At 75.6% G+C, this 14,130-nt stretch carries 12 protein-coding genes; 6 read left to right on the forward strand and 6 right to left on the reverse strand.

The window, feature by feature from the left end:
* Positions 1 to 62 precede the first annotated feature (62 nt).
* The 3 genes from G339_RS0107435 (at position 63) to G339_RS32915 (ending at position 2,998) form a co-directional block, all read left to right on the forward strand.
* Positions 63 to 1,139, forward strand: a complete 1,077-nt coding sequence (locus G339_RS0107435) for a phosphotransferase family protein (protein ID WP_240489758.1) — start codon at positions 63 to 65, stop codon at positions 1,137 to 1,139.
* Between the two features lie 96 nt (positions 1,140 to 1,235).
* Positions 1,236 to 1,727 (forward strand): MarR family winged helix-turn-helix transcriptional regulator, encoded by a 492-nt coding sequence (locus G339_RS32910; RefSeq protein WP_033322572.1) that lies wholly within the window; start codon positions 1,236 to 1,238, stop codon positions 1,725 to 1,727.
* Positions 1,724 to 2,998: an MFS transporter gene (locus tag G339_RS32915; RefSeq protein ID WP_019630445.1), complete on the forward strand. Its 1,275-nt coding sequence runs from the start codon at positions 1,724 to 1,726 to the stop codon at positions 2,996 to 2,998. Before G339_RS32910 ends, G339_RS32915 begins: the two co-directional genes overlap by 4 nt.
* 98 nt (positions 2,999 to 3,096) lie before the next feature.
* Here G339_RS32915 and G339_RS40275 read toward each other — a convergent pair whose 3' ends face one another.
* The 4 genes from G339_RS40275 to G339_RS0107465 are packed head-to-tail and all read right to left on the reverse strand — an operon-like array spanning position 3,097 to position 6,446.
* Complete coding sequence (locus G339_RS40275) at positions 3,097 to 3,321, reverse strand: phosphopantetheine-binding protein (RefSeq protein WP_019630446.1); 225 nt, start codon at positions 3,319 to 3,321, stop codon at positions 3,097 to 3,099.
* A gap of 39 nt (positions 3,322 to 3,360) precedes the next feature.
* A complete protein-coding gene (locus G339_RS0107455; protein WP_019630447.1) occupies positions 3,361 to 4,005 on the reverse strand; it encodes an isochorismatase family protein in 645 nt (214 codons plus the stop codon).
* Between the two features lie 9 nt (positions 4,006 to 4,014).
* On the reverse strand, positions 4,015 to 5,631 hold the full coding sequence (locus tag G339_RS0107460; RefSeq protein ID WP_019630448.1) for a (2,3-dihydroxybenzoyl)adenylate synthase: 1,617 nt from the start codon (positions 5,629 to 5,631) through the stop codon (positions 4,015 to 4,017).
* A gap of 44 nt (positions 5,632 to 5,675) precedes the next feature.
* Positions 5,676 to 6,446, reverse strand: coding sequence for a 2,3-dihydro-2,3-dihydroxybenzoate dehydrogenase (locus G339_RS0107465; RefSeq protein ID WP_019630449.1), 771 nt, complete (start codon positions 6,444 to 6,446; stop codon positions 5,676 to 5,678).
* A gap of 216 nt (positions 6,447 to 6,662) precedes the next feature.
* Between G339_RS0107465 and G339_RS32920 the strand changes: the two genes are divergently transcribed.
* From G339_RS32920 to G339_RS36110, 3 genes are read left to right on the forward strand one after another with little or no spacing between them, the layout of a single operon-like run.
* A complete protein-coding gene (locus G339_RS32920) occupies positions 6,663 to 8,831 on the forward strand; it encodes an iron chelate uptake ABC transporter family permease subunit (RefSeq protein WP_019630450.1) in 2,169 nt (722 codons plus the stop codon).
* A 17-nt stretch (positions 8,832 to 8,848) separates the two neighbouring features.
* Positions 8,849 to 9,664, forward strand: a complete 816-nt coding sequence (locus G339_RS0107475; RefSeq protein ID WP_019630451.1) for an ABC transporter ATP-binding protein — start codon at positions 8,849 to 8,851, stop codon at positions 9,662 to 9,664.
* The gene (locus G339_RS36110; RefSeq protein WP_019630452.1) at positions 9,661 to 10,815 is read left to right on the forward strand and encodes an alpha/beta hydrolase; all 1,155 of its coding nucleotides are present in this window, start codon (positions 9,661 to 9,663) and stop codon (positions 10,813 to 10,815) included. Before G339_RS0107475 ends, G339_RS36110 begins: the two co-directional genes overlap by 4 nt.
* A gap of 4 nt (positions 10,816 to 10,819) precedes the next feature.
* Here G339_RS36110 and G339_RS0107485 read toward each other — a convergent pair whose 3' ends face one another.
* A complete protein-coding gene (locus G339_RS0107485) occupies positions 10,820 to 12,616 on the reverse strand; it encodes a GMC oxidoreductase (RefSeq protein WP_019630453.1) in 1,797 nt (598 codons plus the stop codon).
* A gap of 200 nt (positions 12,617 to 12,816) precedes the next feature.
* Positions 12,817 to 14,130, reverse strand: a complete 1,314-nt coding sequence (locus G339_RS0107490) for a lysine N(6)-hydroxylase/L-ornithine N(5)-oxygenase family protein (protein ID WP_157407423.1) — start codon at positions 14,128 to 14,130, stop codon at positions 12,817 to 12,819.

Consider the following 14,130-nt stretch of genomic DNA (forward strand, 5'->3'; position numbering starts at 1 on the left):
CTGCGCGGGACGGGACGCATTATTGTTACTCCGCAGTAGAAACCCGTCCCGAGGAGGACCCGGTGAGCCGTCCCGACGAACGCCCCGGAGGCATTGATCCGGCGGTGGTGGACTTCGACGTCCTCGGCCGCTGGATGGACGGCCGGGGGCTGCCCGGCGGGCCGTTCGAGGACGTCGCGCCGCTGACCGGCGGGACGCAGAACGTCCTGGTCCGGTTCCGGCGCGGCGGCCGCGACTACGTGCTGCGGCGCGGGCCGCGCCATCTGCGGGCCCGCACCAACGACGTGCTGCGCCGCGAGGCGCGGGTGCTGACCGCGCTGGACGGCACCGACGTGCCCGCGCCGCGCGTGCTCGCCGCGTGCGACGACGAGTCCGTCCTGTCCGGCGCGGTGTTCTACCTGATGACGCCGGTCGACGGCTTCAACGCGACGGTCGCGCTGCCCGAGCCGCACGCGGGCGACGCGGCGCTGCGGCGGGAGATGGGCCTGAACGCGGCCCGCGCGCTGTCGGCGCTCGGCGCGGTGGACCACGCGGCCGTCGGCCTGGGCGACTTCGGCCGCCCGGACGGCTTCCTGGAGCGCCAGGTCGGCCGGTGGACGGCGGAGCTGGAGTCGTACTCGGCGCTGGACGGCTACCCCGGACCGGACATCCCGGGCCTCGCGGACGTGGCGCGGTGGCTGGACGAGCGCCGCCCGACCACGTGGCGGCCGGGGATCATGCACGGCGACTACCACCTGGCGAACCTGATGTTCTCCCCCGCCGGGCCGGCGGTCGCGGCGATCGTGGACTGGGAGATGTCCACGATCGGCGACCCGCTGCTGGACCTCGGCTGGCTGCTGGCGACCTGGCCGGACCGCGCCGACGAGAGCGCCGCGCTGGCCGGGCCGCTCGGCGCGGCCGGGGGCCTGCCCGCGCCGGACGACCTGGTGGCGGCCTACGCCGAGCGGTCCGCCGCCGTCGCGGGCCGGGACCTGTCGGCGGTCACCTGGTACGCGGTGCTGGCGTGCTTCAAGCTCGGGATCGTCCTGGAGGGCACGCACGCGCGGGCGTGCGCGGGCAAGGCGCCGAAGGAGACCGGCGACCTGCTGCACTCGGTCACGCTCGGGCTGTTCCGCCGGGCGCGGGGGTTCATCGGCTGAGTTCGTCCGGGAAACCGCCTCGTCACCGTACGGGGCGGTTTTTCACTGTCCGTAGTTGCATAGGCAACTTATATGGTTTGGTGATATAACGGACTTATGCATTCGGGTGAACCGGTGGACGACCTCGACCTGGCGGCCGGGCTGACGCGCGTCGTGACGACGATGCGGATGCTCGGGCTCCCCCGGGACGTCTCGATGACGTCCCTGTCCACGCTGGCCTCGCTGGAGCGCGTCGGCCCGGCCCGGCTGACCGACCTGGCCGCGCGCGAGGGCGTGACGCAGCCCGCGATGACGCAGCTCGTCTCGCGGCTGGAGCGCGCCGGGCTCGCCGAGCGGTTCGGCGACCCCGACGACCGGCGCGTCGTCCTGGTCCGCATCACCGACGCGGGCCGCGCCGACCTCGCGCGCCGCCGCGCCGGGCAGGCCGAGCGGCTCGCCGCGCTGCTGGCCGAGCTGCCGCCCGGCGACCGGGCCGCGATCGAGCGGGCGCTGCCCGCCCTCGACCGGCTCGGCGAACGGGTCATCGGCGCGGTCGCCGGGTACGGCCAGCGCATTCATCCGCAACCCACCGCAGGGAGCGATACATGAGTACGACCGGATCGCACCCGGCCGCGCAGAGTCCCTTCAAGCAGCCAAAGGCCGTCTGGGCCGTCGCGTTCGCGTGCGTGATCTCGTTCATGGGCATCGGGCTCGTCGATCCGATCCTGCCCGCCATCTCCAAAGACCTCGACGCGTCGCCGAGCCAGGTGACGCTGCTGTTCACGAGCTACCTCGTCGTCATGGCGGTGGCGATGCTCGTGACGGGGTTCGTCTCCAGCCGCATCGGCGCGAAGCGGACGCTGATCGCCGGGCTCGTGCTGATCGTGGTGTTCAGCGCGCTCGCCGGGACGTCGGACAGCGTCAGCGGGATCATCGGGTTCCGCGCGGGCTGGGGCCTCGGCAACGCGCTGTTCGTCGCGACGTCGCTCGCGGTGATCATCGCGTCCGCGAGCGGCGGGTTCGGCGGCGCGATCATCCTGTACGAGGCGGCGCTCGGCATCGGCATCGCGATCGGGCCGCTGCTCGGCGGCGTGCTCGGGGACATGAGCTGGCGCGGGCCGTTCTACGGCGTCGCGGGGCTGATGTTCATCGCGCTCATCGCGACGGTGACGCTGGTGAAGTCGCCGCCGAGGCCCGCGCGCAAGACGTCGCTGCTCGACCCGATCAAGGCGCTGCGGCACCGCGGGCTGCTGATCATGGGATTGACGGCGCTCTGCTACAACTGGGGTTTCTTCACCGTCCTCGGGTACGCGCCGTTCCCGATGGAGCTGAGCGCGCTGCGCCTCGGGCTGGTGTTCACCGGCTGGGGCCTGATGGTCGCGTTCTTCTCGGTGTTCGGCGCGCCGTGGCTGCAGCGGAGGTTCGGGCTGGCGCGGACGCTGTACGGGAACCTGTTCCTGTTCGCCGTGGACATCTTCGTCATCGCGGCGTTCACCGACCACAAGGCCGTGCTGATCGTCGCGGTGATCGTGGCGGGCGTGTTCATCGGCGTGAACAACACCGTCACGACGCAGGCGGTCATGATGGTCGCGCCCGTGGAGCGGCCGGTGGCGTCGGCGGCGTACGGGTTCGTGCGGTTCATCGGCGGCGGGCTCGCGCCGTTCGCGGCGGGCAAGTTGGCCGAGCACGTCAACGTCCACGTGCCGTTCGTCGTGGGGGCGTGCGTGGTGCTCGTCGGGATCGCGATCCTGTCGACCGGGCACCGCGAACTGAACCGCGCCGAGCGCAACCAGGCCGCCGTGGACGAGGGGGCCGAGCACGGCGACCTCGACGCCGAGGCGGTCGAGGCGGCGGAGGCGGGCACCGGCTCGACGTCCTGACGCGCCGCGCGCCGCCCGCTCTGGAACGTTCCGGAGCGGGCGGCGCGCGGTTATGCGGGGGCGGCCCGCGTGTGCCGGCGCGGGCCGCCCCGGGCCGGTCAGTCCGCGGTGAGGACCGCGTGCCAGCCCTCCAGCGTCGGGATCTCCGCGAGTTCGGCGAACCCGACGCGCGCGCCCTCCTCGCGCCAGCGCTCGATCAGCATCATGACGCGGATCGAGTCCAGGCCGGCGTCCATGAGGTTGCCGTCGGGCGCGAGCTCGTCCGGCGGCACGCCGAGCGTCGCGGCGACCTCGGCGCGCAGGCCGTCGAGGGTGATGTCCACGGGATGGTCTCCTTCTTCCGGGCGGGTCGGCTCGCGGGGTCAGCTCGCGGGGACGGCGGTCAGGGCGCGCGCGAGCGGCGCGGTCGCGGTGACGGCGGCGCAGCGGCGCGCGGCGAACCCGACCGCGGCGCGGTGGTCCTCGGGCGTGAAGTCGGCGACGGCGTCGGCGACGAAGAACGGCCGGACGTCGCGCATGAACGCCTCCAGCGCCGTCGCCTGGCAGCCGATGTGCGCGTAGATCCCGGTGACGATGAGCTGGTCGCGGCCGCGCGGCAGCAGCAGGTCGGCCAGGTCGGTGCGGATGAACGCGCTGTAGCGCCACTTGGTGAGGACGGTGTCGCCCTCGGCGGGCGCGAGCGCGTCCACGATGCCGGTGGCGCGCGGGTCCGCGCCGACGCCCTTGCCCCAGAAGTCGGTGAGCAGGCCCCGGTCGCGCGGCGACTGCGCGCCGGGCTGCGCGGTGTAGACGACCGGGACGCCCGCGGCGTCGGCGGCGCGGCGCAGCGTCGCGATGTTCTCGATCAGCTCGGGGACCGGGTCGCCCGCGAACGGCTCCAAAAAGTAGTTCTGCATGTCGTGGATCAGCAGGACGGCGCGGTCGGGGTCGGGCCGCCAGTCCACGCGCGGCGCGGGCAGTTCGTCCTCGGCGGGCATCGGGTACGGGGCGATCGGGGGGATGGCCACGGGTCCTCCTCAGCGGGCTGGGTCGGCGGTGGTGGTGTCGCGGAGTTCGGCGCGGAGCGCGGCGCGCAGGTCGCGGCGGCTCGTCTTGCCGACGCCGGTCGCGGGGAACGCGTCGACGGTCACGACCCGGTCGGGGATCTTGTAGTCGGCGAGGCCGCGTCCGCGCAGGAACGCCCGCAGCTCCGGCGCGCGCGGCGGGTCGCCCGCCGGGACGACGAACGCGCAGGTGCGCTCGCCGAGCACCGGGTCGGGCACGGCGACGACGGCGGCGTCGTGGACGGCGGGGTGGGCGAGCAGGTGGTTCTCGACCTCCTCGGCGGCGATCTTCTCGCCGCCCCGGTTGATCTGGTCCTTGGCGCGGCCCTCGACGACCAGGTGGCCGCCGGGGGTGCGCCGGACGAGGTCGCCGGTGCGGTAGAAGCCGTCCGCGGTGAACGCGCGGGCGTCGTGCTCGGGCGCGCGGTAGTAGCCGCGGATCGTGTAGGGGCCGCGGGTGAGCAGGTGGCCGACCTCGCCGGGCGGGACGTCGCGGTCGTCGTCGTCCACGACGCGGACCTCGTCGTCGGGCGAGATGGGGCGGCCCTGGGTGCGGACGCGGACGTCGTCGGGGTCGTCCAGCCGCGTGTAGTTGACCAGCCCCTCGGCCATCCCGAACACCTGCTGGACGGTGCAGCCGAGGACGGGCCGGACGCGCGCGGCGGCCTCGGCGGCGAACTTCGCGCCGCCGACCTGCAGCACCTCCAGGCTGGACAGGTCCTCGCGGGCGTTCGGGGCGGCGGCGAGCCACACCAGCGCGAGCGGCGGGACGAGCCCGGTGATCGTCACGCGCTCGCGCTCGATGAGCTGGAACGCGACGTCGGGGCTGGGCAGCGGCGCGAGGACGGTCGCCGCGCCCGCCGCGAGCGCGCCGAACACGCCGGGCGAGCTCATCGGGAAGTTGTGGGCGACGGGCAGCGCGCACAGGTACACGTCGTCGGGCGTCAGCCCGCAGATCTCGGCGCTGGCGCGGCAGCTGTAGAGGTAGTCGTCGTGGGTGCGCGGGATCAGCTTGGGCGTGCCGGTGGTGCCGCCGGAGAGCTGCATCAGCGCGACGTCGGCCGGGTCGGGGTCGGGCAGTTCGACGGGTTCGGCGTCCAGCGCCGCGTACGGGGTGAACTCCGCGGCGTCGCCGAGCACGACCGTGCGCGGGGCCCTGACCTCGCGGGCGAGCGTCCGGTGGTCGAACCCGGCGTGCCGGTCCACGGTGACGTACGCGGCGGCGTCGGTGTGCGCGACGAAGTGGCCGATCTCGGCGCGGCGGTGCGCGGGCAGCGCGAACACCGGGACCGCGCCGAGCCGGAACAGCCCGAACACGGTCTCGAAGAACTCGGGGACGTTGGGGAGCTGCACGACGACGCGGTCGCGGGGCGCGACGCCGAGGGCGCGGAACCCGGCGGCGGCGCGGTCGGCGCGGCGGTCCAGCTCGGCGTACGTCCAGCGGTGCGGGCCGCCGACGACGGCGGTGCGGCCGCCGTGCCGGGCGGCGGCCGCGCGCAGCAGCGCGCCGAACGTCTCGCCGCGCCAGTACCCGGCGGCGCGGTAGCGGGCGGCGGCCTCGTCCGGCCAGGGGACGGCTCCGGGCAGCATGGTCGCTTCTCCTCGAGCAGGGGGCGGGCGGGCGGCGGGCGGCGTCAGCGCAGCGACGCTCCCCCGTCGACGTACAGGTCGTGCATGGTGATGTGCCGGGCGCGGTCGGAGGCCAGGAACAGCACGGCCTCGGCGACGTCGGCGGGGTCGGCGATGCGGCCGAGCGGGATTCCGGCGCGGTACGCGGCGGGGTCGCCGTCGATCGCGGCGCGCTCCCCCGCGACCGGGTCGGGCCACACGTCGCGCTGCATCGCGGTGTCGGTGGAACCGGGCGAGACGACGTTGCAGCGGACGCCGTGCCCGGCGAGTTCGAGGCCGAGGCACTTGGTGAACGCGACGGCGGCGGCCTTGGACGCGGCGTAGGCGGCCATCCCGGTGCGCGGCACCCGCGCCGCGTTGGACGCGACCGTGACGATCGCTCCGGCGCGGCGCGGGGCCATGCGGCGCGCGACCGCGCGGGACGCCAGCGCGACGCCGGTGGCGTTGACCGCGAGCGTCGCGGCCCAGTCGGCGTCGGCGAGGTCCAGGACGGGCGCGGGCCGCAGGATTCCGGCGGCGTTGACGAGCACGCCGAGCGGGCCGAGCGCGGTCTCGGCGGCCGCGACGGCGGCCTCGACCTCGGCGGGGTCCGCGATGTCGGCGGGCAGCGCGAGCGCGGGGCCGGGCAGGGAGTCGGCGGTGCGCTGCGCGGCGTCGGCGTCGCGGTCCAGGACGGCGACGGCCGCGCCCGCGGCGGCCAGGGCGGTGGCGACGGCCGCGCCTATCCCGCCGCCACCGCCGGTCACGAGGGCCGCCGTGCCGGCGACCCCGGGCACGCCGTCAGGGGACGCGTCGGGCCGTCGGGTTCCTTCGGGGCCTGCCACGGAGTACTCCCCCTCGTCCGGTAAGGCAGCCCTAAGTTAGGGATGCCTTACCTAAGCTCCCGAATGACGGCGGCGGCGTCAACCCCGCGATCCGGGTGACGGTGATCACCCGGCGCCGGAACGGCAGCGGCACCGGACCGCGACGGCCGGTTAGGTTAGCCTTTCCTCATGCCTCCCCCGTCCGCCGTCTCCGCGAACCCCCGGCCCGCGGCCCCCGCCGGGACGGCCGCCGCCCGCGGCCGCCCGGCGCGCGCGCTCGGCCCCCTCGCGGCGCTGGCCGCGCTCGTCGCCGTGCTCGGCGTCGCGTCGCTGTTCGTCGGCGGCGGCGACACCCCGCCCGGCCGCGTCCTGGACTTCCTGCTGGACCGGGGCGGCGCGCGCGGCGACTCCGACCTGCACACGGTCGTGGCGACGCTGCGCGTCCCGCGCACTCTCGCCGGGCTCGCGATCGGCGCGGCGCTCGGCCTGGCCGGGGCGCTGCTGCAGGCCGCCACCCGCAACCCGCTCGCCGAGACGGGGCTGCTCGGCGTCAACGGCGGCGCGGCGCTCGGCGTCGTCACCGGCATCGCCTACTTCGGGGCGGGCGCGGGCTCGGGGTACCTGCCGTGGGCGTTCGGCGGCGCGCTCGTCGCGAGCCTGCTGGTGCTGCTCATCGCGAGCGCGGGCCGCGCCGGGGCGTCGCCGCTGCGGCTCGTCCTCGCCGGGGCCGCGCTCACCACCAGCGCGGGCGGGATGATCAACATCATCGTGCTCGGCAGCGGCAAGACCTACGACGAGTACCGGTTCTGGGTGCTCGGCTCGCTCGCGGGCGTCACGATGAAGGCGTTCCTCGGCGTCCTGCCGCTGCTCGCGGCCGGGGCGGCGCTGACCGTGCCCGCCGTCCGGCCGCTGTCGGCGCTCGCTCTCGGCGACGACGCCGCCCGCGCGCTCGGGCACCGGCCCGGCGCGACGCGGGTCCTGGTCGCGGTCGCCGTGACGCTGCTGGCCGCCGGGTCGGTCGCGCTCGCCGGGCCGCTGACGTTCCTCGGCCTCGTCGCGGGCTACGCCGCGCGGCGGCTCATGGGGCCGCGCACCGCCGGGCAGCTCGTCGCGGCCGCGCTCACCGGGGCCGCCGTGCTCATCGCCGCCGACCTGGTCGCGCGCGTGCTGATCAAGCCGTACGAGACGTCGGTGGCGCTGATGCTCGCGCTCATCGGCGGGCCGCTGCTGATCCTGCTCGTCCGGTCCAAGGAGGTGCTGCTGCTCGGCACGCCCGCGCAACCCGGCGCGGTGCGGCGCGCCCGCGCGCGGCGCGTCCGGGGCGACCGCGCGCCGCGCCCCGACGACAGCGTCGTGCTGCGGGCCGGGGGGCGGTCGGTGCTGCTGCCCCGGCGGGGCGCGGTCGCCGCGCTCGGCCTCGCGGCGCTCGCCGGGCTCGTGCTCGTCGGGTGCGTCGTGTTCGGCTCGACCGTGCTGTCCCCGGGCGAGGCCGTCCGCGCGCTGTTCGGCGACGGGTCCGGCGGCGCGGTGCTGATGATCCGCGAGTTCGGGCTGCCGCGCGTCGCCGTGGCGCTGCTCGTCGGCGGCGCGCTCGGCGTCGCGGGCTGCCTCACCCAGACGATGGCCCGCAACCGGCTCGCCTCGCCGGACTTCCTCGGGTTCAACGAGGGCGCGACGCTCGCGGTGATGCTGACCGTCCTCGGCGGCGGGACGCTCGGCGCGTGGTGGTCGGGGCCGCTCGGCGCGCTGGCCGCCGCCGCGCTGATCGTGCTCGTCGCGGGCGGCGCGGGCGCGGGCGGCTACCGGATGCTGGTCACCGGCATCGCCGTCGCCGCCGTCGTCCGCTCGTTCGTGGAACTGCTGCTGGCCAAGAAGGACCTCGGCATCGCCGACGCCGTCTACACCTGGAGCGTCGGCAGCCTCAACGGGCGCGACTACTCCTCGGCGGGGCCGCTGTGCGCGGGCCTCGTCGTGCTGCTGCCGCTCGCGCTGCTCGCCGGGCGGCGGCTGCGGATGCTGCGGTTCGGCGACGACGTCACCACCGTCCTCGGCGGCGACCCGCGCCGCACCCGCTGGCTCGTGCTCGCGCTCGCCGCCGGGCTCGCCGGGCTCGCCGTGGGCGTCGGCGGGCCGATCACCTTCGTCGCGCTGAGCGCGCCGATCCTGGCCGGGCTCGCCGCCGGGCCCGCGCGGGTGCCGGTCGTGGCGTCCGGGCTCGTCGGCGCGGTGCTCGTCGCGCTCGCCGACACCGTGGGCCGCGTCGCGGGCGGCGACACCGAGATCCCCGTGGGCGCGGTCGCCGGGCTCGTCGCGGGACCGTTCCTGCTGGCCGTCCTGCTGCGCGAGCGGCGCGGCTGACCGTGAAGGAGAACGCTGTGGAACTGGTCGTCGAAGGGCTCCGCGCGGGCTACCCGGGGCTCGTCGCGGTGGACGGGGTGGACCTGCGCGTCCCGTCCGGGCGGGTCGTCGCGATCGTCGGCCCGAACGGGTGCGGCAAGTCCACGCTGCTGCGCGCGCTCGCCCGCGTCCACCGGCCCTCGGCGGGCCGGATCACGATCGGCGGCCAGGACCTGTGGTCGCTGCGGCCCCGGCAGGCCGCGCACCGGGTGACGCTGCTGCCGCAGCACCCGGTCGCGCCCGAGGGCATCACCGTCGCCGGGCTCGTCGCCTACGGCCGCCACCCGCACCAGGGCCTGTTCCGGCAGTGGTCGGCCGAGGACGAGCGGGTCACCGCCGAGGCGATGGCCGCGACCGGCGTCGCCGACCTCGCCGACCGCCGCGCGGACCGGCTGTCGGGCGGGCAGCGGCAGCGCTGCTGGCTGGCGATGGTCCTCGCGCAGGAGACGCCGGTGACGCTGCTGGACGAGCCGACGAGCGCGCTGGACCTCGGCCACCAGGTCGAGGTGCTGGAACTCGTGCGGTCCGTCGCGCACGCGGGCCGGACGATCGTCATGGTGCTGCACGACATCGCGTCCGCCGCGCGCTACGCCGACGTGCTCGTCGCGATGCGGGACGGGCGCGTCGTCGCGGCCGGGCCGCCGCGCGAGGTCGTGGACGCCGCGCTGATCCGCACGCTGTACGGCATCCCCGCCGACGTGCTGGCCGCGCCCGGCGACGGGTCGCCGGTGATCGTCCCGGCGGCGGGCGGCGTCGCGGCGGCGGAGCCCGTGGACGGGGCCGTCGCGCGGTGACCGCCCCGGCCCCCGCGCAGACCGAGCCGTTCCGCCCGCTGGAGCCCGCCGCGACGCCCGGCCCGGCCGCGCTCGCCGCCGCTCCCCCGTCCCGCGCGCCGCTGGTGCGCGACCTGCGCGACGGCACGCACCTGGTGACGTTCGTGTGGCGCGGCGCGGCCGACCGGGTGCTCGTGCTCGTCAACACGGTCTCCGAGGGGCACCGCGACGACCTCGCGCCGATCCTGCTGGAGCGCGTCCCGGGCTCCGACGTGTGGCACCGCACGTTCCGCTGCCCGTCCGACCTGCGCGCGACCTACCAGTTCCATCCCTGCGACGGGCCGCTGGACGCGACCGACGACGCGGCGTGGGCGAACGTGCGGCGGTCGGCGGTGCCCGATCCGCTCAACCCGGACCGGCTGCCGTCGTGGATTCCCGGCGCGGTCACCTCGCTGCTGGAGCTGCCGGGAGCGCCGCCGCAGCCGTGGCGCGACCCGCGTCCGGGCGTCCCGGCGGGCGCGCTGACGACGGCGACGGCGCCGAGCGCGGCCCTCGGCGGCGACCGGACCGTCCACGTCTACGCGCCGCCGGTCGCGGACGGGCCGCTGGACCTGCTCGTCCTCCTCGACGGCGAACTGTGGGCGGATCTCGTCCCGATCGCGCCGACGCTGGACAACTTGCAGGCGGCCGGTCTGATCCGGCCGACGCTCGCGCTGCTCCCGGTGTCGGGCGACGCGACCGTCCGCGACGCCCAGCTCGGCGGCGACGCGTTCGCCCGGTTCGTCGGCGGCGAACTGCCCGCCTGGGCGGCGGACCGGTACGACCTGGCGGGCCCGGCGCGGCGGACCGCCGCCGGGCAGAGCCTCGGCGGGCTCGCCGCCGCGACCGCCGCGCTGCGCGTCCCCGGCGCGTTCGGGACGGTCGTCGCGCAGTCCGCCGCGCTGTGGGCGGACGGCGAGGCGCTGACGGCGGCGTACGCGGCCGCGCCGCGCGTGCCGACCCGGTTCCGGCTCCAGATCGGCACGCACGAGTGGCGGCTGCGGCCCGCCGTGCGCCGGTTCCACGCCGCGCTGCGCGAACGCGGCTACGACACCGCGCTCACCGAGTACACCGGCGGCCACGACCTCGCCTGCTGGCGGGGCGGGCTCGCCGACGCGCTCGGCGGGCCGTGAGGCGTCAGACGCCCGTGGTGGAACCCGTGGTGGAACCCGTGGGCGCGTCCGACTCCGGGCGGGGCGCGGTCGGGTCGAGCGTCCGCGTCGGGCCGAGGCGCAGCGCGGCCGGGGCCGACGCGGGCACCGCCGGGCTCCGCGGCGCGACCGGCGCGAGCCGCCGGTAGGTGCCCGGCTCGGGGCGCGGGTCGGCCTCGCCCTTGTTCGGCCAGAACGCCATCGCCCGCTCCGCCTGCGCGGTGATCGTCAGCGACGGGTTCACGCCGAGGTTCGCCGTCACCGCCGAGCCGTCCACGATGTGCAGGCCCGGGTGCCCGTACACGCGGTGGTAGGGGTCGATGACGCCGGTGTCGGCGGACTCCCCGATGACGCAGCCGCCGATGAAGTGCGCGGTCGTCGGGATGTCGAACAGGTCGAACCAGGTGCCGCCCGCCGTCGCGTCCAGCTCGTCGGCGAGCTTGCGGACGGCGTCGTGCGCGATGGGAATCCACGTCGGGTTCGGCTCGCCGTCGCCGTTGCGCGCCACGAGCCGCCGCCCGAACAGGCCGCGCTTCTCCCCCACCGTGATGGAGTTGTCCGCGGTCTGCATGACGAGCGCGATGACGGTCCGCTTCGCCCAGTCCTTCAGCGACAGGCCCCGGATGATCGTGCCGGGGTGCCGGGCGGCCTCGCCGAGGAACTTCAGCCAGCGCGGCTTGCCGCCGCCGTCGATGAGCAGCGTGCGGATCATGCCCATCGCGTTCTGGCCGGGCCCGTACCGGGTCGGCTCGATGTGGGTCTTGTCGTCCGGGTGGAAGGACGAGGTGATCGCCAGGCCGGTGCTGTGGTCGACGTCGCCCTTGCGGTGCCAGCCGGTCATCCGCTCGACGCCGAGCAGCGCCTCGGAGTTGGTGCGCGTCAGCTCGCCCAGGCGCGGCGACAGGCGCGGCAGCCTGCCCGTGTCGCGCATGCGGTGCAGGAGCCGCTGCGTGCCGTACGTCCCGGCCGCGAAGATCACCTGGTCGGCGGTGAGCCGCCGCTTCCCCAGGCCCGGCAGCATCCCGCTGCGCGCGGTGTCGACGGTGTAGCCGCCGCCCTCGCGCGGCGTGACGGCCGTGACGGTCGTGTCCGGCAGCACCCGCACGCCCGCCCGCTCCGCGAGGTACAGGTAGTTCTTGACCAGCGTGTTCTTGGCGCCGACGCGGCAGCCGACCATGCACGAGCCGCACGCGGTGCAGCTCGTCCGCTCCGGCCCGGCCCCGCCGAAGAACGGGTCGGCGGCGGGCTTGCCCGGCTCGCCGTCGCCGAAGAACACCCCGACCGGCGTCGCGTGGTAGGTCTCCTTGACGCCCATCTGCTCGGCGACCCGCTCCATCGCCTCGTCGGCGGGCGTCACCAGCGGGTTCGTCACGACGCCCAGCATCCGCTTGGCCTGGTCGTAGAACGGCTCCAGCTCGGCCTGCCAGTCGGTGATGTGGCCCCACTGGCGGTCGGTGAAGAACGGGCGCGGCGGCTGGTAGAGCGTGTTGGCGTAGACGAGCGACCCGCCGCCGACGCCCGCGCCGGCGAGCACGAGCACGCCCGCCTCGCCGCGCACCAGGTGGACGCGCTGGATGCCGCGCAGCCCGAGCCGGGGCATCCACAGGTACTTGCGCAGCCGCCAGTTCGTCTTCGGCAGCGTCTTCTCGGTGTAGCGCCGCCCCGCCTCCAGGACCGCGACGCGGTAACCCTTCTCCGCCAGCCGCAGCGCCGCGACGCTGCCGCCGAAACCCGAGCCGATCACGATCACGTCGAAGTCGGACGTCTCGGACGCTCCGGTCATGGGCCACCTCCACCTCGTCGTCAGGAAAGCCTTTCGACTATCGGGAGGACGCGCACGGAGGGCAAGGCATCTCGCCGCGCATACCGGGCGCGGTCTTGTCACCGGCATGACAAACGCGGACGGCCGGAGCTGGTCGCCCGCCGATCCGGAGCCCGACCCGCCCCTGGCCGGATGCGGCCAGGGGCGGGCCGGGGCGCGCGTCAGGTCGCGGCGACCTCCGGGGAGCGCGTCCGCGCCCCGGTCAGGACGGAGTCGAGGATCTCGCCCGCCCGCACCGCCGCGTTCGACAGCAGCGAGGACGTGATCCCGTGCGTGTGCTCCGTGCCGCCCTGGAGGTACAGGCCCGCGGTGACGCCCGGCGCGGTCGCGACGCGGTAGTCGCGTTCCACGCGGACGCGGCCCAGCTCGTCGCGCAGGCACAGCTCGGCGGCCGGGCCGAGCAGCCCGAGCGCGTCGAACGGCTCGTACCCGGTGGCGCACACGACGACGTCGGAGTCCAGCACCGTCCGCTCCCCCGTCGGCAGGAACTCGCAGGTCGTGCGCGCCCCGCCGGGGATCTCGCGGATGTCCAGGACGGATGTCGCGTTGAGTATCCGCAGCCGCTCCCGCCCCTGCACCTTCTCCTGGTAGACGCGCCGGTACAGCTCCTCGATGAGGTCGAGATCCACGACGGAGTAGTTCGTGCCCCGGTGGTAGTCGAACAGGCGGCGCTTGACGTCCTCGGGCGCGCCGTGGAAGAGGTCCACCGCCGCCGGGTCGAAGATCCGGTTCGCGAACGGGCTGTCGTCGGCGGGGCTGTAGCCGTAGCGGGCGAACACCGACGTGACCTGGGCGTCGGGGTACGTTCGGTGCAGGTAGTCGGTGACCTCGGCGGCGCTCTGGCCCGCGCCGACGACCGTCCAGCTCCCGGTCGGGCCGGTGTGCTCGGCGAGGCGCAGCAGCAGCGACTGGTTGTGCCAGATCCGCGCGGACTGCTCGACGCCGGGCGGCATCTTCGGCTGGAGGCCGCCGCTGACGACGACGTCGCGGGCGCGGACCGTCCGGCCGCCGGACAGGGCCACCTCGAACTCGGCGATCTCGCCCGTCCCGTCCGCGACGGGCGTCACCGCGACGACCTCGCTGCCGTAGGACACCTGGTGGGCGAGGCGGTCGGCGGCCCAGGTGAAGTAGTCGTGGAACTCCACGCGCGTCGGGAAGAACGTCTTGTGGTTGATGAAGTCGACCAGGCGGCCCCGGTCCTTCAGGTACGCCAGGAACGAGAAGTCGCTCCCCGGGTTCCGCATCGTCACGAGGTCCTTCAGGAACGACACCTGGAGGGTGGCGCCCTCGATCAGCATCCCCCGGTGCCAGCCGAAGCGGGGTTGGCGCTCGGCGAACAGGGCGGTGACGCGGTCGGCGGGGTCGGCGGCGGCGTTGTGCTCCTCGACCGCGACGGCGAGGGCGAGGTTGGCGGGGCCGAAGCCCACGCCGACGAGGTCGTACGCTCCGTCTCGGGACACGGCGTCTCGGGACAC

This window comes from Actinomadura atramentaria DSM 43919 (genome assembly GCF_000381885.1).
GTDB lineage: Bacteria > Actinomycetota > Actinomycetes > Streptosporangiales > Streptosporangiaceae > Spirillospora > Spirillospora atramentaria.